Origin of the sequence: Sphingomicrobium astaxanthinifaciens (assembly GCF_022865105.1) — a bacterium.
Lineage (GTDB): Bacteria > Pseudomonadota > Alphaproteobacteria > Sphingomonadales > Sphingomonadaceae > Sphingomicrobium > Sphingomicrobium astaxanthinifaciens.
The window spans coordinates 580,394-600,552 of record NZ_JAKNYM010000002.1 but is presented as its reverse complement, the minus strand read 5'-3'; the positions used below and the strand labels follow the sequence as shown (position 1 = coordinate 600,552).

The following is a 20,159-nucleotide window of genomic DNA, read 5'->3' as shown; positions in this document are numbered from 1 at the left end:
CGGCCCGGCCGCGCTAGGGGAAGCGCATGCATATCCTGATCACCGGCGCGAGCCGCGGCATCGGCAAGGCCGCCCTCGACGCGCTGCGCGCCGAGGGCCACCGCGTCATCGGCTCCTCGACCAGCGGCGGGGGCGACCTCCTCGCCGCCGACTTCACCGATCCCGCCGCGCCGCGCCGATTGTGGGAAGAGGCGTTCGCCGCGCTCGACCAGCGGATCGACGTGCTCGTCAACAACGCGGGCGTGTTCGAGGCCGTCGACGACAATGCCAGCGACGCCGACTGGCACGCCGCCTGGGGGCGCACCCTGCAGGTCAACCTGCAGGCCAGCGCCGACCTGTGCCGCCTCGCCATCGCCCATTTCCGCAGCCGCCCCGAGGACGCGCCGGGCCGCATCGTCAACGTCGCAAGCCGCGCCGCCTATCGCGGCGATTCGCCCCGCCACTGGCACTATGCCGCCGCCAAGGCGGGGATGGTCGCGATGACCAAGTCGATCGCGCGCGGCTACGCGCACGAGGGCATCCTCGCCTTCGCGGTCTGCCCCGGCTTTACCATGACCGGGATGGCCGAGGACTATCTCGCCAGCCGCGGCGGCGCGCAGCTGCTCGCCGACATCCCGCTCGGCAAGGTTGCCGAGCCCGCCGAAATCGGCGAGACCATCCGCTGGCTCGCCACCACCGCCCCCGCCAGCGCCACCGGCGCGATCCTCGACGTCAACGGAGCCAGTTTTGTCCGCTAAGCGCCCCTTCCTCCTCGCCGCGCTGCCCGCGCTGCTCGCCGGCTGTGCCATCGACCTCGGCCCCGCGCTCACCAGCGAGACGCCGCCGCGCCCGTTCGAGCCGGCCGCCTATGCCGCCGCCTGCACCGACTGGGACGACTGGGACAAGCCCGCGCCGCCCGTCCATGTCCACGGCAACAGCTATCTCGTGGGCACCTGCGGGGTGAGCGCGGTGCTCATCACCAGCGCGGAGGGGCACATGCTGATCGACGGCGGCACCGCCGCCGCCGCCGACCTCATCGCCGAGAACATCCGCACGCTCGGCTTCTCGCTGCGCCACGTCTACTGGATGAGCCACAGCCACGAACATCACGACCATGTCGGCGGGCTCGCCAAGCTCAAGGCGATGACGCAGGCGCGGATGGTCTCGGGCGAGGCCGCGCGCTGGCTCGAGGCCGGCCAACTGGCCCCCGAGGACCCGCAGGCCGGGATGCACGAGCGCTATGCCCCGATCGCGGTCGACGACCTGCTCGTCGACGGCGAGGAGGTCGGGCTCGGCGGGCTGCGCGTGCGCATGCTCGAGACCCCGGGCCACAGCCCCGGCGCGCTGAGCTGGACGTGGGAGGATTGCGGTCCGCAGGCCTGCCATCGCATCGCCTATGTCGACAGCCTCTCGCCCGTCAGCAGCGAGACCTACAGGTTCACCGACCATCCCGCCTATCTCGACGCCTTCCGCGCCTCGCTCGACCGTATCGAGGCGCTCGACTGCGACATCCTCCTCACCCCGCACCCGAGCGCCAGCAACATGATCGAGCGCTTCGGCGAGGATCGCGTCGTCGAGCCCGGCGCCTGCGCCGCCTATGCGCGCGCGCAGCGCGACAAGCTCGAGCAGCGGCTCGCGCGCGAGACCGGCGAGATGCGCGACTTGCGCACGATGGACGCGGCCGCGCCGACCCTATGAGCTGGCGCGTCACCCTGCCGTGCACCAAGGCCGAGGCCGAGCGCATCGCCGACAGCGGTGACGAACTGTTCGCGCTCCACGACACGCCCCCCGTGCTGAGCGCCGACGAGCCCGACGAGGACAAGCCCGACGAATGGCGCCTGCGCGCCTATTTCGAGGAGCAGCCGAGCACGCAGGACCTCATCCTCCTGCGCCGCCTCGCCCCCGGCGAGCCGGTCGTCGAGCATCTCGACGAGGAGGATTGGGTGACCATGAGCCAGGCCGGGATCGAACCGATCCGCGCCGGGCGCTTCTACGTCCACACCCCGCACCACCCCGCCGACGAGCGCGAGGGCGTCGTCGATTTCACCGTCGAGGCGGGGCTCGCCTTCGGCACCGGGCAGCATGCCACCACCGCCGGCTGCCTCGAGGCGATCGACCGGCTCGGCAGCGAGGGCCGCCGGTTCAGCAACATCGCCGATATCGGCACCGGGACCGGGCTGCTCGCCTTCGCCGCGCTGCGGCTCTGGCCCGAGGCGCGGATCATCGCCTCGGACATCGACCCCGTCGCGATCGAGGTCGCCGAGGACAATGCCAGCCGCAACCATATCCCCACCGGCGAGGGCGCGGGGCATGTCCTGCTGCTCACCGCCCCCGGGCTCGGCCATCCGCTGATCGCCAACGCCAAGCCCTTCGACCTGCTCATCGCCAACATCCTCGCCGGCCCGCTGATCGACCTTGCCCCCGGGTTCGCCGCCGCGCTTGCGCCCGGGGGGACGATGATCCTGTCGGGGCTGCTCGACGACCAGGCCGACCGCGTGGCCGCCGCCTACACCGCGCAGGGGCTCGATTGTATCGATCGCGGAACGGGTGAATGGCGCGTCCTGCGGCTCGAAAGACCCGCCTGATCCGCAGCTCGTCGCAAGCGGGAAACGACTCGAAGTTAAAAACCCCGTTTACGGGTGGACCCTTCGTTTTTTGACGCTAGTCCGCATCTCCCATGAGCGGACTAGGGCGGATCATCGACCTCGGGACCACTGTACCCATCGCACTGGCGGGCCTGCTGGCGTTCGCCGGGAGCGCGGCATTCGTGCCCGCGCAGCCCGTCGCCGCCGCGCTCAGCCCCGATCGGGTGGTGGTCCTGCGCGAGGTCGCTCCCGCTATTGAGACTGCCGCCGCCGACCTGCCCGAGACCCCGGTCGACCTCGAGGTGCTGGCCGAGCCCGAGCCCGAGATCGTCGGCGCGAGCTATTATGGCCGCCGCTTCGCCGGGCGCCCGACCGCCTCGGGCGAGATCTTCGACCCCGCGCAGATGACCGCCGCGCACCGCACGCTGCCCTTCGGCACGCTGGTCAAGGTCACCAACACGCATAACGGCAAGTCGGTCACGGTCCGCATCAACGACCGCGGTCCCTTCCACCATGCCCGCGACATCGACCTGTCGCGCGCCGCCGCCGAGGAAATCGGCATGGTCCGCCGCGGTCACGCCAAGGTCACGATCGAACCGGTCGGCTAGGCCTTCGCCACCTCGGCGAGCCATTCCTCCTCGCTCATCACCCGCACGCCGAGTTCCTGTGCCTTCTTGAGCTTGGACCCCGCCCCCGGCCCCGCCACCAGCAGGTCGGTCTTCGACGACACGCTCCCCGCCGCCTTGGCGCCCAGCCGTTCGGCCTGCGCCTTGGCCTCGTCGCGCGACACGGCTTCGAGCTTGCCCGTGAAGACGATCGTCTTGCCCGCCCAGTCGCTGTCGACCGTCTCGACGACATAGGGCGCGGGGGCGGCGCGCGCGATCAGCCTCGCCACTTCCTCGCGGTTGTGCGGCTCGTGGAAGAAGTCGACCACCGCCTGCGCCACCACCTCGCCGACCCCGTCGACCGCGGTCAGATCGGCGATCGGGGTCTCGCCCCGCGCCGCCTCCTGTAGCGCCTCGATCGAGCCGAACGCCTTCATCAGGTCGCGCGCGGTGACCGCCCCGACGTGGCGGATGCCGAGCCCGAACAGGAAGCGCGCCGCATCGAAGCCGCGCCGCGCATCGATCGCGGCGAGCAGCTTGTCGACGCTCGTCTCCTTCCAGCCCTCGCGCTTGAGCAGCGCTTCGCGATGCCGGTGCAATTCGAAGATGTCCGAGGGCTTCTCGATCCAGCCCAGCTCGAGGAACTCGGCGATGCTCTTCTCGCCCAGCCCGTCGATATCCATCGCCCCGCGGCTGACGAAATGCTTGAGCCGCTCGAACCGCTGCGCCGGGCAGATCAGCCCGCCCGTGCAGCGGATGTCGACCTCGCCTTCCTCGGCCACCGCCTCGCTGTCGCACACCGGGCAGGTCGCGGGGCGCGGGTAGGGATCGCGCCCCGCCGCGTCCGACAAGTTGGCCACGATCTGCGGGATGACATCGCCCGCGCGCTGGACGCGCACCCGGTCGCCGGGGCGCACGCCGAGCCGGTCGATCTCGTCGAAATTGTGCAGCGTCACGTTGGAGACGATCACGCCCCCCACCCCGATCGGTTTCAAGCGCCCCACCGGGGTCAGCTTGCCCGTGCGCCCGACCTGGATGTCGATCGCCTCGAGCACCGTCTCGGCCTGTTCGGCGGGGAACTTGTGCGCCAGCGCCCAGCGCGGCGCGCGCGCCACCTGCCCGAGCCGCTCCTGCCAGTCGAGCCGGTCGACCTTGTAGACCACCCCGTCGATCTCGTAGCCGAGGTCGGGCCGCGCCTCCTGGATCGCGTCATAGTGCTCGAGCGCCGCCTCGGCGCCCTCGCAGGTGACGAACATCGGGTCGACCGGGAAGCCGAGCCCGCGCAGCCAGTCGACCATCCCGCTCTGCGTCTCGCGCGGCAGCGCGCTGATCTCGCCCCAGCCATGCGCGAAAAAGCGCAAGGGCCGCGCCTTGGTGACGCTTGCATCCTTCTGGCGAAAGCTCCCCGCCGCCGCGTTGCGCGGGTTGGCGAAGACCTTTTCGCCCGCTTTCTCCTGCCGCGCGTTGAGCGCCGCGAAATCCTCGGTCGCCATATAGACCTCGCCGCGCACCTCGAGCACTTGCGGCGCCCCCTCGACCGTCTCGGGGATATCGTCGATGGTGCGCGCATTGGCGGTGACGTCCTCGCCCACGCTCCCGTCGCCGCGCGTCGCCGCGAGCACCAGCCGGCCCCCCTCGTAGCGCAGCGAGCAGGACAGCCCGTCGATCTTGGGCTCGGCGGTCAGCGTGACGGGCGCCTCGGGAACGAGCTTGAGGAAGCGCCGCACGCGGCCGAGAAACTCGCGCACGTCGTCGGCCTCGAACGCATTGTCGAGGCTCAGCATCGGCTTGGCATGCGTCACCTTCGACAGCGGCGAGGAGGGCAGGTGCCCGACCCGCTTGGACGGGCTGTCGTCGCGCACCAGCTGCGGGAAGGCCGCCTCGATCGCGCGGTTCTCGGCGACCAGCGCGTCATAGTCGGCGTCCGAGATCTCGGGGGTGTCGCGGTCGTGATAGAGCCTGTCGTGCTTGGCGATCTCGCGCGCCAGCCGCATCAGCCGGTTGGCCGCCTCGGCCTCGCTCATCCGCGCCACGTCAACCATCGGCGCCGACCAGTTCGCGCGCCTGCTCCCCCGGGGTCGGCGAGGTCGCGACCATCCAGCCGACGAACAGCAGCGCGGGCAGCGCCGCGACGAGCGCGAGCGCGGTGGCGGCGCGAAACAGCCCCGGCGTCTGCTTCTCGCGGATCAGCCGCACGCCGATCAGGAAGACGGCGCCGGCGACGACGAGGTAGAAATAGAAGAGCGGCTCGACCAGCGGCCACGCCATCGTGATCGCCACCAGCGCGAACGCCCCCCACGGCAGCACCAGCGCGAGGAAGAGCAAGGGCAGGTAGGCGCTGCGCACCTGCCATACCGGCGGCGGGCCCTCGCTCATTTCCGGAAGGTCGCCTCGAGCAGGTCGCAGAAGCTGTCCCAGCTGCGGCTCGCGGCATTGTCGTCAAAGGCGACCCCGTCGATCCCGAGCTTGCCCGCCTGCGGGTTGGTGAAGGCATGGCCGACCCCGCCATAGGCATGGACCTGCCAGTCGCACGCCCCCTGCTCGGTCAATTCCTGCCCCAGCGCGACGACGTCGGCGGGGGGCGCCATCGGATCGTCCCAGCCGTGGAAGACCGCGACCTTGGGCTTGATCTTCACGGTCTTGAAATTGGGCACCTTGAGCAGCCCGTGGAAGCTTCCCGCGACCTGGAAATCGGCGCCCGAGCGCGCAAGGTCGAGCGTGCACAGCCCGCCGAAGCAGAACCCCATCACCGCGATGCAGTCACCGTCGATGACATCGAGCCCGCGCGCGAACTCGAGGATCGCCTGCTGCTGCTTCACGAAGCCGCCGCGGTCCTCCATCTTCTCGTTCATGGTGTCGAAGGCGCGCTGCTTGTCCTCGTCCTTGCCGACATCGAGCCCGAGCATGTCCTTGCCGAAGATGTCGGCGGCGAGCACCGAATAGCCGAGCGCGACCAGCCGTTCGGCATGCGCCACCTCGACCGGCCCGCGGTTGGCGAAGCTCGGCAGGATGACGACCCCGGGTCGCGCCATCCCGCTGCCGTCGTCGAAGACCTCGTGAAGGAGCTCGGTGGCCTCGTGCGTCTGGCTCATCTCGCGTCGGTTCATCGTCTCTCTCCCTGCCGGGCCCTCAGGCCGCTTCCATCAGTTTGGCCGCCGCCGCGCGCGCTTCGTCGGTAACCGCCGCCCCCGACAGCATGCGCGCGATCTCCTCGCGCCGCTCGTGGGGCCCGAGCAGCTCGACCGAGGTGCGCGTGACCGTGCCCTCGCTCGCCTTGGCGATGCGCAAATGATGCTGCCCGCGCGCCGCCACCTGCGGGCTGTGGGTGACCACCAGCACCTGGTGCTGTTGCGCGAGCCGCGCCAGCCGGTCGCCGATCGCGCTCGCCACCGCGCCGCCCACGCCGCGGTCGATCTCGTCGAAGATGATCGTCCCCGCCCCGCCGACCTCGGCGAGCGCGACGCGGATCGCCAGCAGGAAGCGCGACAATTCGCCGCCGCTCGCGATCTTGCCGAGCGGCCCGAAGGGCGATCCCGGGTTGGTCGAGATGGTGAATTCGACGCGGTCGATGCCGTGCGGGCCGGGTTCGCTCGGGGTAAGCTCGGTGACGAAGCGCGCATCGCCCAGCTTCAAGGGCGCCAGTTCCTCGGCGACCCGCGCGTCGAGCCGCGCCGCCGCCGCCTCGCGCGCGCCCGACAGCGCATCGGCGGCCGCGTCATAGACCGCCTCGGCGGCAAGGATCTCGCCCTCGAGCGCCTTCAATCGCTCGCTCCCCGTCTCGATCGCGCTGCGCCGCTCGTGCAGTTCGTCGCGCAATTTCGCTAGCCCCTCGACATCGACGCGGTGCTTGCGCGCCGCCCCGCGCAGCGCGAACAGCCGCTCCTCGGCCTCGTCGAGCACGCGCGGGTCGTGCACCAGTTCGGCGCGCGCCTCGGCGAACAGCCGTTCGGCCTCGTCGGCCTCGATGATCGCGCGGTCGATCGCCGCAAGCGCGCTCGCCAGCCCCTCGTGCACCTCGTGGACGCGGCCGAACGCGCGCGCCGCCTGCCGCATCTGCGACAGCGCCCCCTCGCCGCCGTTGAGCAGCGGGTCGATCGCCGACAGGTCGTCCTCGATCCGCGCCGCATCCTTCATCTGCTGGCGCAGCCCCGCCAGTTCCTCTTCCTCCCCCGGCTGGGGGGCGAGCGCGTCGAGTTCCTCGATCGCATGGTCGAGCCATTCGCGGTCCGCCGCCGCCGCCTCGGCTTTCGCCGCAAGCTCGTCGCGCTCGCGGCGCAGCGCCGACAACCGCGACCAGGCCCCCTCCACCTCGCGCGTGTCGACTTGCCCGAAGGCATCGAGCAGTCCGCGATGCGCCTTGGCGTCCAAGAGCCCGCGGTCGGCGTGCTGGCCGTGGATCTCGACCATCGTCTCGCCGAGCGCGCGGGCGATGCGGGCGGGCACGCTCTGGCCCGCGACCTTGGCCGACGAGCCGCCATCGGCCTTGAGGCGACGCTGGAGGATGAGCGCTTCGCCCGGCTCGACCTCGATCTCTTCGCGCGCGAGCATGGCCAGCGCGGGATGCCCCGCGGGCAGCTCGATCTCGGCGATCGCCTCGGCGCGCTCGGCGCCCTCGCGCACCAGCGCCGAATCGGCGCGCGCGCCGAGCGCGAGGCCCAGCGCGTCGAGCAGGATCGACTTGCCCGCCCCGGTCTCCCCCGTGAGCACGGTGAGGCCCGGCGCGAAGTCCAGCTCGAGCCGCTCGACCAGAACGATGTCGCGGATGCCGAGCCGGCTGAGCATCAGGGATTATCCTTGCGGGCGATGGTCCTGCATGAGGCGATAGCTGCGCTCATACCATTTGCTGTCGGGAAAATTGGCGCCGAGGGTGGCCGCGGCCTTCTGCGCCTCGGCGGGGATGCCGAGCGCGAGATAGCTCTCGACCAGCCGGTGCAGCGCCTCGGGCGCATGGCTCGTCGTCTGATAATCGTCGATCACCTTGCGAAAGCGGATCGAGGCGGCGAGCCAGCGGCGGTTGTCCTGATAGAAGCGCCCGACCTCCATCTCCTTGCCCGCGAGCTGGTCGTTGACGAGGTCCACCTTGATCCGCGCGTCGGCGGCATAGCGGCTGTTGGGATAGCGGCGGATCAGCTCGCCGAACGCGTCGCGCGCCTGGCTGGTGATCTTCTGGTCGCGGCTGATGTCCTCGATCTGGCGATAATAGCTCATCGCGATCAGATAGTGGGCGTAGGGCGCGTCCTTGTTGCCCGGGTGGATCGACAGGAAGCGCTGCGCCGCCGAGACCGCTTCGGGATAGTTGCGGTCCATGTAGTGCGAGAAGGCGCTCATCAGCTGCGCCCGCCGCGCCCACACCGAATAGGGGTGCTGCCGCTCGACCTCGGCGAAGACCACCGCCGCGCGCGACCATTGGCCGCGGTCGGCGCTCTGCTTGCCGAGCGCGTAGAGCGTGTTGACGTCGCGCGCGACATAGGCGGTATCGACCGCCTCGGTCGCGCTGCCGCCGGCGCAGGCGCTCAGGGGAAGGGCGAGGAGGGCAGCGGCCAGCGCCGCGCGGGTGGGACCAATGGACATGACTGTTCTCTAACCTTCCGGGTATCGCTCGCCAAGGGCTTTGCGAGGGCGGTGTCAGACGACCGCGCCGTCGTCCCTGCGTTGGCGATCTTCGCTGTCCTCGTCGTGAACGAAGCTGTCCGAGGTGACCCCGAGGAACACGAGCAGCGGCGCCGACACGTAGATCGACGAATAGGTGCCGATGAACAGCCCGAGGAAGATCGCGATCGTCAGCCCGAAGATGACCTCGGGGCCGAACAGGAGCAGCGCGCCGATCGCCAGCAGCAGCGCCACCGAGGTGGTGATGGTGCGCGACAGCGTCTCGTTCAGTGACAGGTTGATCAGCTCGACGATCCCCATCTTGCGATATTTGCGCAGGTTCTCGCGGATACGGTCGTAGATGACCACGGTGTCGTTGAGCGTGTAGCCGACCACCGTGAGGAAGGCGGCGACGATGTTGAGGTCGACCTGCAACTGGGTGATCGAGAAGAAGGCGAGCAGCAGTCCGATGTCGTGGAACAGCGTGACCAGCGCGCCGACCCCGAACTGCCATTCGAAGCGGATCCAGATATAGGCGGCGATACCGATCATCGCGAAGACGAGGCTGAGCGTGCCGTCCATCGCCAGTTCCTCGGACACGTTGCCCGAGACCGATTCGCCCGAGCCCACGTCGACGCCGGGATATTCGGCCTCGAGCATGGCGCGCAGCTCGCTCACCACCGCATTGGCCGCCGCCTCGTCGCCCTCGGGCTTGGGCAGGCGGATGCGATAGGCGGTGTCCGAGCCGAACTGCTGGATCGAGGCATCGCCCAGGTTGAGCCCGTTCACCTTGCCGCGCAGCTCCTCGATCTCGACCGGCTGGGCGAAATCGGCCTGCACCGACTGGCCGCCGACGAAGTCGATGCCGAGGTTGAGCCCGCGCACGCCGGTGAGCACGAACCCGGCGATCGCCAGCGCCATCGTGAGCGCGATGGCGATCTTGCGAAAGCGCATGAAGTCGATGTTGGTGTTGTCGGGGACAAGCTTGATGAGTTTCATGATGGTTTCCCGCGCTCCCTAGACGGCGATCGTCTTGGGACGCGCCTTGCGCACCCACAGCGTGACCATCATCCGGGTGAAGGTCACCGCGGTCCACACCGAGGTCACGATCCCGATCAGGAGCACGACCGCGAACCCGCGGATCGGCCCCGAACCGAAATAGAACATGATCGCGGCGGCGATGGTGTTGGTGATATTGGCATCGAAGATCGCGGTCGAGGCCTCGTCATAGCCATGCTTGATCGCGTCGAGGACCTTGCGCCCGCGGCGCAATTCCTCGCGGATGCGCTCGTTGATCAGCACGTTGGCGTCGACCGCGGCGCCGATGGTGAGCACGAAGCCCGCGATCCCGGGCAGCGTCAGCGTGGCGTTGAACACCGCCATCGCGGCGAGGATCATGAACGCGTTGATGATCAGCGCCATGTTGGCATAGACGCCGAAGCGCCCGTAGGTCGCCAGCATGTAGAGCAGCACCGCGAGCGTGGCGACCAGTGCGGCCACCGCGCCCTTCTCGATCGAATCCTTGCCGAGGTCGGCCGACACGGTGCGCTCCTCGACCACGTCGAGCTTGACCGGCAGCTTGCCCGAGGACAGCGCGATCGCGAGATCGTTGGCGCTGTCGACGGTGAAATTGCCGCTGATCTGCGCCTGCCCGCCGAGGATCGGCTCGTTGATGTTGGGCGCCGAGAGCACCGCGCCGTCGAGCAGCATGGCGAAGGGCTTTTGCACATTTTCCTGCGTCACCCGCCCGAAGCGCCGCGCGCCCTGGCTGTTGAAGGTGAGGCTGACGACGGGGTTGCCGTCCTGGTCGAAGCTCTGCTGCGCATTGGCGAGCTGGTCGCCCGAGACGATGACGCGGCGCTTGAGCGCGATCACCGGCACGCCGTCTGCGGTCGAATAGCCGACGAAGGGAAGGCCGAGCGGGGCGTCGGGATAGGGCGCGATCTCGCTGCCCACGGGGGCACGCCCGGCGTTGAGCTGGGCGGGATTGGCCTCGAGGTCGACGAGCTTGAACTCGAGCCGGGCGGTGCGCCCGATCAGCGCCTTCAGCGCTTCGGGGTCCTCGACCCCGGGGACCTGCACCAGCACGCGGTTCGACCCTTGCGTGCGGACCGTCACCTCGCGCGTGCCCGACGGGTCGATGCGGCGGCGCACGACGTCGCGCGCGACCGTCACCGCGTCCTCGATCGCGCGCAGCTCGCCCTCTGCCGTGGGGGTCAGCACGATCCGCGTCGAATCCTCGACCGACACGTTCCAGTCGCGCTGCCCGGTCAGCCCGACCGGCTGGGTCATCGCGCGCAGGCGCTCGACCGCCTCGTCGAGCTGGGCGGGATCGCGCACCATGAACGAGAGCCGCCCGTCGGCGGTCGACACATCGCCGATCCGCACGCGCGGATCACCCCGCAGCTCGGTCTGGACATTCTCTTCCTGCGCGGTGAGCCGCTGCTTGGCGAGGTCGCCCTCGTCGGCCTCGAGCAGGAGGTAAGACCCGCCCGCGAGGTCGAGCCCGAGGCTGATCCGGCTCTGCGGCAGGAAGTCGGGATAGGATTCGAGCTGTTCCTCGGACAGGATGCTCGGGATCGACAGGACGATGCCGGCGGCGATGATCGCCCACACCGCCCAGACCTTCCAGCGCGCGAATTCGAGCATGGTCGGGGTCCTAGTCGTTGGCCGGCTTGGCGGTCTTGTCGGTCACGCTGGCGAGCATCGACTTGACGCTGCGCACCTTGTTGCCGCCGCCAAGGTCGATCTCGACCTCGTCGTCGGTGACCTTGGTCACCTTGCCGATCAGCCCGCCGCCGGTGACGACGCGGTCGCCCTTCTTGACCGCGGCGATCTGCGCCTGGTGGTCGCGCATCTTCCTCTGCTGCGGACGGATCAGCAGGAACCAGAAGATGATGAAGATGAGGAGGAGCGGGAAAAGCTGGAAGAAGAAAGCGACCGCGCCCGAGGGTTCGGCGGCAGCGGCGGCGAGGAAGTGGATCATGGATTCGTCTCTTGTTCGGCTGTCGGGATGCAGCGATCCGCTTATGGTCGGAACCCGCCCCCCGTTTTTCAAGTCAGCGGGGCGCCTATCATGCGAACAAACTATTTGCCAGAGGCGCTTGCATGGGACGGCATCCCGGGCTAGAGGCCCGTCCGTCCCGCGGCGACCCAAACGGTCGCGGGCCGGTCGGGGAGTAGCGCAGCCTGGTAGCGCATCACACTGGGGGTGTGGGGGTCGCAGGTTCGAATCCTGTCTCCCCGACCATCTTTTTCTCAAGAGCGAGACGGGAAAAGCCGCGGCGCGGCTCTTTCCCGCTCTTGCAACGATGAGCCGGGCGATGGCGATCCGAACGGCACGCCGCACTCGCGCCCTGCCGAGACAAATAGCGACCGCCCTGCTACCCAGCCGCCATGGGCCCCCGCCGCACGCCGGGGCGACGGGGGAGCTCTAGTGACCAGGCGCAAGCGCACTTCGACCAAGCGAGGGAAGGCAGGCTGGCCGCGCCGGATCGCCGCGTTCCTGCTTGCCCCGCTCGCGCTCTACCTCGGGCTCGCCGCGCTCGGCAGCCTCGTCCCGGTCAACGCCGACTGGCGCGAACCCGACGAGGGCATCACCGTCTACCTCGTCGACAACGGCATCCACCTCGACCTCGTCTTCCCGGTCGAGGCGGGCGGGCTCAGCTGGGCGCCCTATTTCCCGGCCGCCGACCTCGCCGAACCGGCGTGGGCCCGCGCGGACTGGGTGATGATCGGCTCGGGCGACCGCGGCATCTATACCGAGGCCGAGCGCTGGGCCGACCTGCGCCCCGCCACCGCGGTGCGCGCGCTGGTCGCGGGCGACCGCGTGATGCACGTCCAATATGTCACCGACCCGGCGCGTTTCGCCGCCGCCGAATTGCGCCTGCGCCCGGTCGAATACCGGCGGCTGTGGCAGGCGGTGCGGCAGAGCTTCGACCTCGGCGCCGACGGCTGGCCGCAACGGCTCGACACCCCGGGCTATTTCGCTTCCGACGCCTTTTACGAGGCCAAGGGCGGCTTCAACCTTGTCGCCACCTGCAACCAGTGGGTCGCCGACCGCCTGCGCATCGCGGGGGTCGAAAGCTCGCTGTGGTCCCCCTTTTCCAAGGGGCTGCCATGGCGCTACCGCCCGCCCGAGGCGCCCGTCCCCTAGAGGACGTAGCGCGACAGGTCGCTGTCGCCGGCGATGTCCTTCAATTGCGCCTCGACGAAGGCGGCATCGACCACCACCGTCTCGCCCTTGCGGTCCTCGGCCTCGAAGCTCACGTCCTCGAGCAGCTTCTCCATCACCGTCTGCAAGCGCCGTGCGCCGATATTCTCGACGCTCTCGTTGACCTCGGCGGCGATCCGCGCGAGCGCCTCGATGCCCTCGTCGGTGAAGTCGACCGCGACATCCTCGGTCCCCATCAGGGCGCGATACTGGTCGGTCAGGCTGGCGCGCGTGTCCTTGAGGATGGCGACGAAATCCTCCTTGGTCAGCGCGCGCAGCTCGACCCGGATCGGCAGCCGCCCCTGCAGTTCGGGCAGCATGTCGGAGGGTTTGGCGACGTGGAAGGCGCCGCTCGCGATGAACAGGATATGGTCGGTCTTCAAGGGCCCGTACTTGGTCGCCACCGTCGTCCCCTCGATCAGCGGCAGCAGGTCGCGCTGGACGCCCTCGCGGCTGACCGAGCCGCCGCGCACGTCGCTCACCGCGATCTTGTCGATCTCGTCAAGGAAGACGATGCCATTGGCCTCCGCATCCTCCAGCGCGGCGCGGTTGACGTCGTCGTCGTCCAGTCGCTTGTCGGCCTCCTCCTCGACCAGCCGGTCGTAGGCGGCGGGCACCTTCAGCTTGCGCTTCTTGCGCGGTAGCTGCCCGCCCAGCCCCTTCATCATGTCGGACAGGTTGATCATCCCGATCCCGCCCTGCCCGGGGATGTCGAACGGGGTCGAGGGCGCCTCGACCACGTCGATCTCGACCTCGGCGGCGTCGAGGCTGCCGTCGCGGAAGCGTTCGGCGAAGGAGGCGCGGGTCGCCTGCGAGCTGTCCTTGCCGGTGAGCGCGTCGAGCAGCCGTTCCATCGCCGCGTCCTCGGCGGCGCGCTTGACCTTGCGGCGGCGGCGGTCGCGCTCCAATCGCACCGCTTCCTCGACGAGGTCGCGCGCGATCTGCTCGACGTCGCGCCCGACATAGCCGACCTCGGTGAACTTGGTCGCCTCGACCTTGATGAAGGGCGCGTCGGCGAGCTTGGCGAGGCGGCGGCTGATCTCGGTCTTGCCGCACCCCGTCGGGCCGATCATCAGGATGTTCTTGGGGGTCACCTCGGCGCGCAGCTCGGGGCCGAGCTGCTGGCGCCGCCAGCGATTGCGCAGCGCGACCGCGACCGCCTTCTTCGCGTCCCGCTGGCCGATGATATGCTCATCGAGGGCGGCGACGATCGCCTTGGGGGTGAGCGGCTGCGACTTGGTGATGGGAATATGTTCGGTCATGGCGGCGAAGGTGGGGGCTGGACGGTGGCGCTTCAAGCGGGCGCGCGCTCGAGCCGCTTGCCCATCCGCACCAGCGGCACGAGCGCGCCGTTGGCGCCGCGATGCGCGGTGCGTTCGATGACGCGATAGCCCGCGGCCGCGTAGAAGGGTTCGCCGGCGCGCGTCGCCATCAGCTCGGCGGCCTCGAACCCCGCGCCCCGCGCCGCTGCCTCGCTAAGCGCGAGGATCCGGCTGCCGACGCCCCGGCGGGCATGGTCGGGGTGGGTGTACATCGCGCGGATCCGCGCGGGCTCGGTCGCGGGGTCGAGCCGCTCGGGGGCGCGCTGCGCGAGGCTGTGATCGCCCCCGAACAGCGTGCGCCGCGCGCTCCACCCGCCACAGCCGACCAGCTGCGGCCCCGCGAACAGGCAGAAATAGGTGCGATCGGCGATCAGCTGCCGGTCGATCCCCATGATCTCGTGGCTCGCCGCGATCTGCGCGGGGGTGAGCACACCCGCCTGCAGCCGGTCGATCGCCAGCCGCATCAGCGCCGCGAGCGCGGGGCGGTCGTCGTCGCGCGCCAGCCGGTGGGTGAAGCGCGCGCCCACCCCGCCCCCGGTCAGACCCGCTCGAGCGTGACGTTGTCGTTGGTGAAGACGCACACCTCGGCGGCGATCTGCATCGCCTTGCGCGCCAGCTTCTCGGCGTCCTTCTCGTAATCCGACAGCGCGCGCGCCGCCGCGAGCGCATAATTGCCCCCCGACCCGATCGCCGCGATCCCGCCCTCGGGCTCCAACACGTCGCCATTGCCGGTGACGATCAGCATCGTATCGGCATCGGCGACGATCATCATCGCCTCGAGGTTCCTGAGATACTTGTCGGTGCGCCAGTCCTTGGCCAGCTCGACCGCCGCGCGCATCAGCTTGCCCGAATGCGCCTCGAGCTTTTTCTCGAGCCGCTCGAACAGCGTGAAGGCATCGGCAGTGGCGCCGGCAAAGCCCCCCACCACCTTGCCCTCGCGCCCGAGGCGGCGGACCTTGATGGCATTGGGCTTCATCACCGTATTGCCGAGCGACACCTGCCCGTCACCCGCGACGACGGTGGTGCCGCCGCGCTTGACGCCGATGATGGTGGTGCCGTGAAACCTGGGTGTATCGCTCATGCCTGCCATGTGGGGGACAAGCCGCCCCGATTTCAAGTCGGCGGCGCGCGCGGGCTTGCCTTGAAGCCCCCGAGCCGATCGTGACGTCCCGCGCGCCCGTCCTCGCGCCCGCCCTAGCGGCCCCCCGGCGGTTGGGAATCGCCTCGGTCGCCATCGGGCATGCGCGATCAGCCCAGCCGCGCTTTCAGGAAAGCGTCGAGATCGCCCGCGATATCGGCCTTGTCGACGATCGGGCTGAACGCCTTGATCGGGTCCGAATGGGTCAGCCCGCGATAGAGCTTCATTTCCGCCTCGCCGCCGGCCGCCAGCACCTTGCGATGCAGTTGCTGCGCGTTGCGCGCGCGCACGATGATGTCGGCGGTCCCGTGGAGAAGCAGGAGCGGCGGCGCCGCCCCGTGCGCGAGGTGATAGGGCTGGGTCTCGTGCTCGGGCCGGTGCCGCCCGAGCGCGGCGATCGCGCGCGGGTCGACGAAGGGCAGGAAGTTGGTCGGCGCCGAGATCAGCGCCGCCGCCCTGATCGCCTCCGGCGCCACCCCGGCGGCGGCGAGATAGCGCGGATCGAGGCTGAGGATGCCCGCCAGGTGCCCCCCCGCGCTATGCCCGGCCAGCGCGAGCCGCGCGGGATCGCCGCCCAGTTCGCCGCCATGGTCGAGCGCCCATTTCACCGCCAGCGCGCCATCCTCGATGAAGGCGGGGAAGCGATATTGGGGGGCGAGCCGGTAGTCGGGCAGCACCACCATATAGCCCCGCGCCGCCATCGCCCGCGCGACCCAGCCGAACTCGCCGCGCTCGCCCTTCACCCAGCCGCCCCCGTAGAAGAACAGCAGGATCGGCAGGGGCGCGCTGCCCCGCCGCACCGGCAGGTAGACGTCGAGCTTCTGCCGCCGGTGCGCGCCATAGGTGACGCCGCGCGCGACCCGCCGCGCCGCGTCCTTGGGCTCGCGCCACCGGCTCAGCCGGTCGAACATGGCGATCGGCGAGATCCCGACTTTCTCGAGCGCGTAGAGCGAGGTCTCGCCCGCCACCGCGAGCCGGCGCGCCCAGCGTCGCGCCCGGCGGCGGGCCTGCGGCGAGACGGGCGGCCGCACCGGACGGGACAGTTCCAGTTTCATATCGCTATCGAGCCTAGCAAGCGCCGCGCGGCGCGACAATCCGGCTCACAGCCCGAGCCGCGCGAACCATCCCCGCCGTCGCGCTCGCGCGAGCGCCTCGGCGTGCCGCGCCTCGCAGGTCTCGACGATGGCGAGCGTGTCGCGGGTGCGCGCGTTGGCGCGGTCGAGCCGCCCGGTCTGCGCGTCGGCGAAGACGATCCAGTCGCCCACGCTCGCCGCCTCGGGGGGGAGCGTGGCGCCCGCGACCCCCTCGCGCCATTCAGCGGGCACCAGCGCCGCGCAATCGGCAGCGTTCGTCGTCACGATAGGCGGCGCGGCGACACAGGCTGTCAAGCCCGGCACCAGACACAGCGGCGCCCACCGGCGCCTCGGCCCCTTGGGCATGGTCGATCTCCTCCCGGTTGCGGCGGCCGAGCGCTTCGCCCGCCAGCTGTTCTCCCGCATGCGCCGCGATAGTGTCGACCGCGGCGCGCCCGGCGGCCGCGCGCGCTGCTGGCAGGCGAGCGGCGCGAGCAGCAGCGCGAGCAGCGCGGCGCGCCCCCGTCGCGACAGCACGCGCCACCGCTCAACCATCGGCGCGCCGCTCGTCGGGATGCCGCGCGCCCCCGTCGGCCTCGAACTCGGCGCCGAACGCGCGCGCCTTCACGCTGCGGCGGTTGATCGCCAGCCCGAGGCTGAGCAGCACCGTCCCGATGATCACCAGCAGCCCGTAGTTCGAGCGCGCCAGCGCCTTGAGCGCGGGCAGCGCGAGCGCCCGGTCGCCCGCCCCGCTCGCGGCGATGGTCGCGACGAGCCACATCGACAAGCCGGTCAGGACCGCGGCCCCCGCCACCGTCGCGACGAGCGCGAGCATCGCGCGCCAGTCGCGCGCGCTCCAGCGGGGCAGCCTCATGCGCGGTCGCCGAGCCGGTTGGCGAGCCAGCCGTAGAGGAAGCTCTCGTTGGCGGGCCGCTTCTCGGCGAGCCGCAGGTAGCGCTCGCCCTGCAGCGCCTCGAGCGCGCGCAGCAGCACCGTCTCGCCCTCGTCCCCGCGCACCTCGAGGAAGGCGCGCAGCGCGGCCAGCGTGCGCGGGCCGATCCGCCCGTCGGGGACGAGGTCGGGATAGTCGCGCCCCTGCCGGTTGAGCGCGGTCAGCGCGCGCTGCAGGAAGGTCGCGGCGACCGCGGGCCCCATGTTGGCGCCCGTATCGAACAGTTCGGCCGCCACCCCGGGCGCGACCTGCGCGACCTCGTCGAAGCGCGGGCGCAGCCAGTAGAGCCGGCGATAGATGGCGCGCGCCTCGGCGCGCGGCAGCAGCGCCATCGGGCCGTCATAGCCGTGCGCCCGCGCCACCCGCTCGGTGATGCCGAAGCGGGTCGCCCCGCCGGCGTCGTCGGCATGGTCGACATAACCGCCCTCGCGGTCGATCAGGCGGTCGACCAGCCGGTCGAGGAAATCGACCCGCTGCTCGGGGCTGGAAAAGTCGTCGGGGCGCATCGCGGTCTCCTTGGTCGAGTCGCCCCATATAACCATTCCGGTTCGCTGTAGGACAGCGTTTTAACCGATCGTCGGCGGCGCCGTGTCCTACCCGCCACAATGGCGCGAAGAAGCGCACGCGGCGCGGCCGTCGCGCTTGTGTTCGCTCGGGCGCTGTCCAAGAATCGCCGCCGCAAAAGGTTTCCGGGGCGCCGTCCCGCCCCCGTCAGGAGAGAATAGAGATGATCAAGACCCGCTTGCTGACCGCGACCGCCATGGCGGCGGCCGCTGCCACCGTGCTGCCGCAGGCCGCCAGCGCCCAGCGCATCGACCGCGTCGTCGCCTTCGGTGACAGCTATGCCGATGACGGCAATGCCTTCGAGCTGGGCGGCGTCGATCCGCGCGGCACCGTGGTCTACACCTCGGGTCGCTTCTCCAACGGCCCCGCCTATACCGAGGTGCTCGCCAACCTGCTCGGCGCCAGCGACGAGATCTTCGCGGTCGGCGGCGCCAAGGCCAATGGCGGCAACACCAACGACTTCCTGCCCGGGCTCGACTACCAGATCGCCAGCTTCCTCTCGGGCGGCTATATCGGCGTCGGCCCCGACGTCTTCCCTAGCGTGTCGGGCACGCTGGGCGAGGGCGACCTCGTGACCTTCAACATCGGCGGCAATGACGCGCGCGACTTCCAGCTCGACGTCGCCACCGGCGCCGCCGACATCGCCGACCTCCAGGCCGAGGCGCTCAACAGCGCCGCCGGCGCGACCGCCGCGCTCGACGCGGTGGTCGGCGCGGGCGCGCGCACGATCAGCTGGATCAACGGCAACACCGCCAACCTGCCCGAGACCGCGCTCTATCCCCCCGCCGCGCAGGCCGGGCAGATCCGCCAAGCCTACAACGACGTCTACGACGCCGCGACCCGCCCGGTGCTCGCCAACTATGCCGCGCAGGGCATCATGGTCCACTATCTCGACCTCGACACCGTCGCGGGCGTGATCGAGGCCAACCTCGCCGAATTCGGCTTCACCGGCACCACCTGCCCGATCTTCGATACCGCGGCGGCCGCGGGCGGCGATCTCAGCTCGCTGGTCTGCGCGCTCGACAACAGCGTCGCCAACCAGTTCGTCTTCTACGGCGACGGGGTGCACCTCACCGCCGCGGGCTCGGCGGTGATCGCGCGCTATGTCGCGACCCAGCTGCAGGCGCCGCTCACGCTCGATGCCCCCTCCGATGTCGCGCTCGAGAACGCGCACCAGATGGGCCGCATCGTCGGCAATCGCATCGCCGGCACCGCGCCGCGCGACGGCGACTATGCCGAAGGGTTCAAGCTGTTCGTCCAGGGCGACGGATGGACCCGCACCAAGGCGATGAACGCGACCACCGACGAGCTCGCGATGAACGGCGCGGGCGTCACCGCCGGGTTCGAATATGGCTTTGGCAACGGCATGCTCGGCCTCGCCGGCCGCTATGCCATGCCCGAGGGCGAGTTCTTCCGCGGTTCGGCGGCGGTCGAGGCGACCAGCCTGACCGGCGCGGTCTACGGCGCCTACGCGCTCGGCCCGCTGTTCGCGCAGGCCTATGCCGGGCTCGGCCGCGACGATTTCGACCTCACCCGCGCGGGCGTGCTCGAGAGCCTGCCGATGACCGCCGAGTTCGACGGCGACCATTTCATCGCCGGCGGCAAGATCGGCTATCTTGCCAACATGCTCGGCGCGCGGATCGGGCCGGTGATCGCGCTCGACCATGTCAGCCTCGACGTCGACGGCTATGACGAGAGCGGCGACCCCGCGCTGATGCTCAGCGTCGCCGAGGTCTCGCTGTCGAGCCTGCGCGGGCAGGCCGGGCTCGAGATGCGCGGCGACTTCGAGGGCTATGGCATCCAGATCCGTCCCTATGCCGCGCTCGTCGCCGAGCAGGAGCTCGACGCCGACCAGCGCACCTATCGCTTCGCGCAGGCGACCAGCCCCGACATCGTCAACCGCTGGACCACCGCCGAGATCGACGACGGGATGTACGGCCGCTTCACCAGCGGCTTCACCGCGATGCTCGCCCCCGGGGTCGACCTCAACGCGGCGATGTCCTTCGCGCTGTGGAAGGATAGCGGCAACGATGCCAGCGTCATGGTCGGGCTCGGGGTCGGGCTCTAAGCCCCCCCGGTACCTCGCCACGACGACAACAAAGAGGGGCGGCGGGTCATCGGACCCGCCGCCCCTTTTCC

General features: G+C 70.3%; 21 protein-coding genes and 1 tRNA gene. 7 read left to right on the top strand and 15 right to left on the bottom strand.

The window, feature by feature from the left end:
• Nucleotides 1–26 precede the first annotated feature (26 nt).
• The 4 genes from L8951_RS06775 to L8951_RS06760 all read left to right on the top strand — a co-directional run bounded on the left by L8951_RS06775 (nt 27) and on the right by L8951_RS06760 (nt 3,172).
• Nucleotides 27–737, top strand: coding sequence for an SDR family NAD(P)-dependent oxidoreductase (locus tag L8951_RS06775; protein WP_244382236.1), 711 nt, complete (start codon nt 27–29; stop codon nt 735–737).
• Entirely contained in the window at nt 727–1,677 is a 951-nt protein-coding gene (gene bla / locus L8951_RS06770; protein ID WP_244382235.1) for a subclass B3 metallo-beta-lactamase, read from the top strand. The genes L8951_RS06775 and bla overlap by 11 nt, the downstream gene beginning before the upstream one ends.
• On the top strand, nt 1,674–2,564 hold the full coding sequence (locus L8951_RS06765; RefSeq protein WP_244382234.1) for a 50S ribosomal protein L11 methyltransferase: 891 nt from the start codon (nt 1,674–1,676) through the stop codon (nt 2,562–2,564). Before bla ends, L8951_RS06765 begins: the two co-directional genes overlap by 4 nt.
• Nucleotides 2,565–2,656: 92 nt before the next feature.
• On the top strand, nt 2,657–3,172 hold the full coding sequence (locus tag L8951_RS06760; RefSeq protein ID WP_244382233.1) for a septal ring lytic transglycosylase RlpA family protein: 516 nt from the start codon (nt 2,657–2,659) through the stop codon (nt 3,170–3,172).
• Here L8951_RS06760 and ligA read toward each other — a convergent pair.
• Genes ligA through yajC form a run of 8 tightly spaced genes read right to left on the bottom strand, consistent with a single transcriptional unit; the run spans nt 3,169 to nt 11,744 of the window.
• The gene (ligA, locus tag L8951_RS06755) at nt 3,169–5,211 is read right to left on the bottom strand and encodes an NAD-dependent DNA ligase LigA (protein ID WP_244382232.1); all 2,043 of its coding nucleotides are present in this window, start codon (nt 5,209–5,211) and stop codon (nt 3,169–3,171) included. The two genes, L8951_RS06760 and ligA, sit on opposite strands and share 4 nt — an antisense overlap.
• Nucleotides 5,204–5,545 carry a hypothetical protein gene (locus L8951_RS06750; protein WP_244382231.1) on the bottom strand — a complete coding sequence of 114 codons (342 nt, stop codon included), beginning with the start codon at nt 5,543–5,545 and terminating at the stop codon, nt 5,204–5,206. The genes ligA and L8951_RS06750 overlap by 8 nt, the downstream gene beginning before the upstream one ends.
• Entirely contained in the window at nt 5,542–6,276 is a 735-nt protein-coding gene (locus L8951_RS06745; RefSeq protein WP_244382230.1) for a dienelactone hydrolase family protein, read from the bottom strand. The genes L8951_RS06750 and L8951_RS06745 overlap by 4 nt, the downstream gene beginning before the upstream one ends.
• Before the next feature lie 22 nt (nt 6,277–6,298).
• Entirely contained in the window at nt 6,299–7,951 is a 1,653-nt protein-coding gene (gene recN / locus L8951_RS06740) for a DNA repair protein RecN (protein ID WP_244382229.1), read from the bottom strand.
• A 6-nt stretch (nt 7,952–7,957) separates the two neighbouring features.
• Nucleotides 7,958–8,740: an outer membrane protein assembly factor BamD gene (locus L8951_RS06735; protein WP_244382228.1), complete on the bottom strand. Its 783-nt coding sequence runs from the start codon at nt 8,738–8,740 to the stop codon at nt 7,958–7,960.
• A gap of 54 nt (nt 8,741–8,794) precedes the next feature.
• Nucleotides 8,795–9,757, bottom strand: a complete 963-nt coding sequence (gene secF, locus L8951_RS06730; RefSeq protein WP_244382227.1) for a protein translocase subunit SecF — start codon at nt 9,755–9,757, stop codon at nt 8,795–8,797.
• A gap of 18 nt (nt 9,758–9,775) precedes the next feature.
• Complete coding sequence (secD, locus tag L8951_RS06725) at nt 9,776–11,407, bottom strand: protein translocase subunit SecD (RefSeq protein ID WP_244382226.1); 1,632 nt, start codon at nt 11,405–11,407, stop codon at nt 9,776–9,778.
• Between the two features lie 10 nt (nt 11,408–11,417).
• On the bottom strand, nt 11,418–11,744 hold the full coding sequence (yajC, locus tag L8951_RS06720; RefSeq protein WP_244382225.1) for a preprotein translocase subunit YajC: 327 nt from the start codon (nt 11,742–11,744) through the stop codon (nt 11,418–11,420).
• A gap of 187 nt (nt 11,745–11,931) precedes the next feature.
• Here yajC and L8951_RS06715 point away from each other — a divergent pair.
• A tRNA-Pro gene (locus L8951_RS06715) sits at nt 11,932–12,008 on the top strand.
• A 186-nt stretch (nt 12,009–12,194) separates the two neighbouring features.
• A complete protein-coding gene (locus tag L8951_RS06710) occupies nt 12,195–12,914 on the top strand; it encodes a TIGR02117 family protein (protein ID WP_244382224.1) in 720 nt (239 codons plus the stop codon).
• Here the strand turns inward: L8951_RS06710 and hslU are convergent.
• The 7 genes from hslU to L8951_RS06675 form a co-directional block, all read right to left on the bottom strand.
• A complete protein-coding gene (gene hslU, locus L8951_RS06705) occupies nt 12,911–14,233 on the bottom strand; it encodes an ATP-dependent protease ATPase subunit HslU (RefSeq protein WP_244382223.1) in 1,323 nt (440 codons plus the stop codon). The two genes, L8951_RS06710 and hslU, sit on opposite strands and share 4 nt — an antisense overlap.
• A gap of 32 nt (nt 14,234–14,265) precedes the next feature.
• Nucleotides 14,266–14,820, bottom strand: coding sequence for a GNAT family N-acetyltransferase (locus tag L8951_RS06700; RefSeq protein WP_244382222.1), 555 nt, complete (start codon nt 14,818–14,820; stop codon nt 14,266–14,268).
• A gap of 11 nt (nt 14,821–14,831) precedes the next feature.
• Nucleotides 14,832–15,374 carry an ATP-dependent protease subunit HslV gene (hslV, locus tag L8951_RS06695; protein ID WP_244382221.1) on the bottom strand — a complete coding sequence of 181 codons (543 nt, stop codon included), beginning with the start codon at nt 15,372–15,374 and terminating at the stop codon, nt 14,832–14,834.
• Between the two features lie 167 nt (nt 15,375–15,541).
• The gene (locus tag L8951_RS06690; RefSeq protein WP_244382220.1) at nt 15,542–16,486 is read right to left on the bottom strand and encodes an alpha/beta hydrolase; all 945 of its coding nucleotides are present in this window, start codon (nt 16,484–16,486) and stop codon (nt 15,542–15,544) included.
• Between the two features lie 45 nt (nt 16,487–16,531).
• The gene (locus L8951_RS06685) at nt 16,532–16,789 is read right to left on the bottom strand and encodes a hypothetical protein (RefSeq protein ID WP_244382219.1); all 258 of its coding nucleotides are present in this window, start codon (nt 16,787–16,789) and stop codon (nt 16,532–16,534) included.
• A 262-nt stretch (nt 16,790–17,051) separates the two neighbouring features.
• Nucleotides 17,052–17,378, bottom strand: a complete 327-nt coding sequence (locus tag L8951_RS06680; RefSeq protein ID WP_244382218.1) for a hypothetical protein — start codon at nt 17,376–17,378, stop codon at nt 17,052–17,054.
• Nucleotides 17,375–17,962 (bottom strand): glycoside hydrolase family 108 protein, encoded by a 588-nt coding sequence (locus L8951_RS06675; protein WP_244382217.1) that lies wholly within the window; start codon nt 17,960–17,962, stop codon nt 17,375–17,377. The genes L8951_RS06680 and L8951_RS06675 overlap by 4 nt, the downstream gene beginning before the upstream one ends.
• A 221-nt stretch (nt 17,963–18,183) precedes the next feature.
• Here L8951_RS06675 and L8951_RS06670 point away from each other — a divergent pair, with 221 nt between their 5' ends.
• Nucleotides 18,184–20,088 (top strand): autotransporter domain-containing protein, encoded by a 1,905-nt coding sequence (locus L8951_RS06670; RefSeq protein WP_244382216.1) that lies wholly within the window; start codon nt 18,184–18,186, stop codon nt 20,086–20,088.
• Nucleotides 20,089–20,159 lie beyond the last annotated feature (71 nt).

Coding starts and splice junctions, on each gene's coding strand:
- L8951_RS06765 (WP_244382234.1), top strand. CDS start 1,674: ATGAGCTGGCGCGTCACCCTGCCGTGCACCAAGGCCGAGGCCGAGCGC.
- L8951_RS06690 (WP_244382220.1), bottom strand. CDS start 16,486: ATGAAACTGGAACTGTCCCGTCCGGTGCGGCCGCCCGTCTCGCCGCAG.
- ligA (WP_244382232.1), bottom strand. CDS start 5,211: ATGGTTGACGTGGCGCGGATGAGCGAGGCCGAGGCGGCCAACCGGCTG.
- L8951_RS06745 (WP_244382230.1), bottom strand. CDS start 6,276: ATGAACCGACGCGAGATGAGCCAGACGCACGAGGCCACCGAGCTCCTT.
- L8951_RS06735 (WP_244382228.1), bottom strand. CDS start 8,740: ATGTCCATTGGTCCCACCCGCGCGGCGCTGGCCGCTGCCCTCCTCGCC.
- L8951_RS06760 (WP_244382233.1), top strand. CDS start 2,657: ATGAGCGGACTAGGGCGGATCATCGACCTCGGGACCACTGTACCCATC.
- hslU (WP_244382223.1), bottom strand. CDS start 14,233: ATGACCGAACATATTCCCATCACCAAGTCGCAGCCGCTCACCCCCAAG.
- L8951_RS06670 (WP_244382216.1), top strand. CDS start 18,184: ATGATCAAGACCCGCTTGCTGACCGCGACCGCCATGGCGGCGGCCGCT.
- L8951_RS06680 (WP_244382218.1), bottom strand. CDS start 17,378: ATGAGGCTGCCCCGCTGGAGCGCGCGCGACTGGCGCGCGATGCTCGCG.
- L8951_RS06675 (WP_244382217.1), bottom strand. CDS start 17,962: ATGCGCCCCGACGACTTTTCCAGCCCCGAGCAGCGGGTCGATTTCCTC.
- yajC (WP_244382225.1), bottom strand. CDS start 11,744: ATGATCCACTTCCTCGCCGCCGCTGCCGCCGAACCCTCGGGCGCGGTC.
- recN (WP_244382229.1), bottom strand. CDS start 7,951: ATGCTCAGCCGGCTCGGCATCCGCGACATCGTTCTGGTCGAGCGGCTC.
- hslV (WP_244382221.1), bottom strand. CDS start 15,374: ATGAGCGATACACCCAGGTTTCACGGCACCACCATCATCGGCGTCAAG.
- secF (WP_244382227.1), bottom strand. CDS start 9,757: ATGAAACTCATCAAGCTTGTCCCCGACAACACCAACATCGACTTCATG.
- secD (WP_244382226.1), bottom strand. CDS start 11,407: ATGCTCGAATTCGCGCGCTGGAAGGTCTGGGCGGTGTGGGCGATCATC.
- L8951_RS06775 (WP_244382236.1), top strand. CDS start 27: ATGCATATCCTGATCACCGGCGCGAGCCGCGGCATCGGCAAGGCCGCC.
- L8951_RS06750 (WP_244382231.1), bottom strand. CDS start 5,545: ATGAGCGAGGGCCCGCCGCCGGTATGGCAGGTGCGCAGCGCCTACCTG.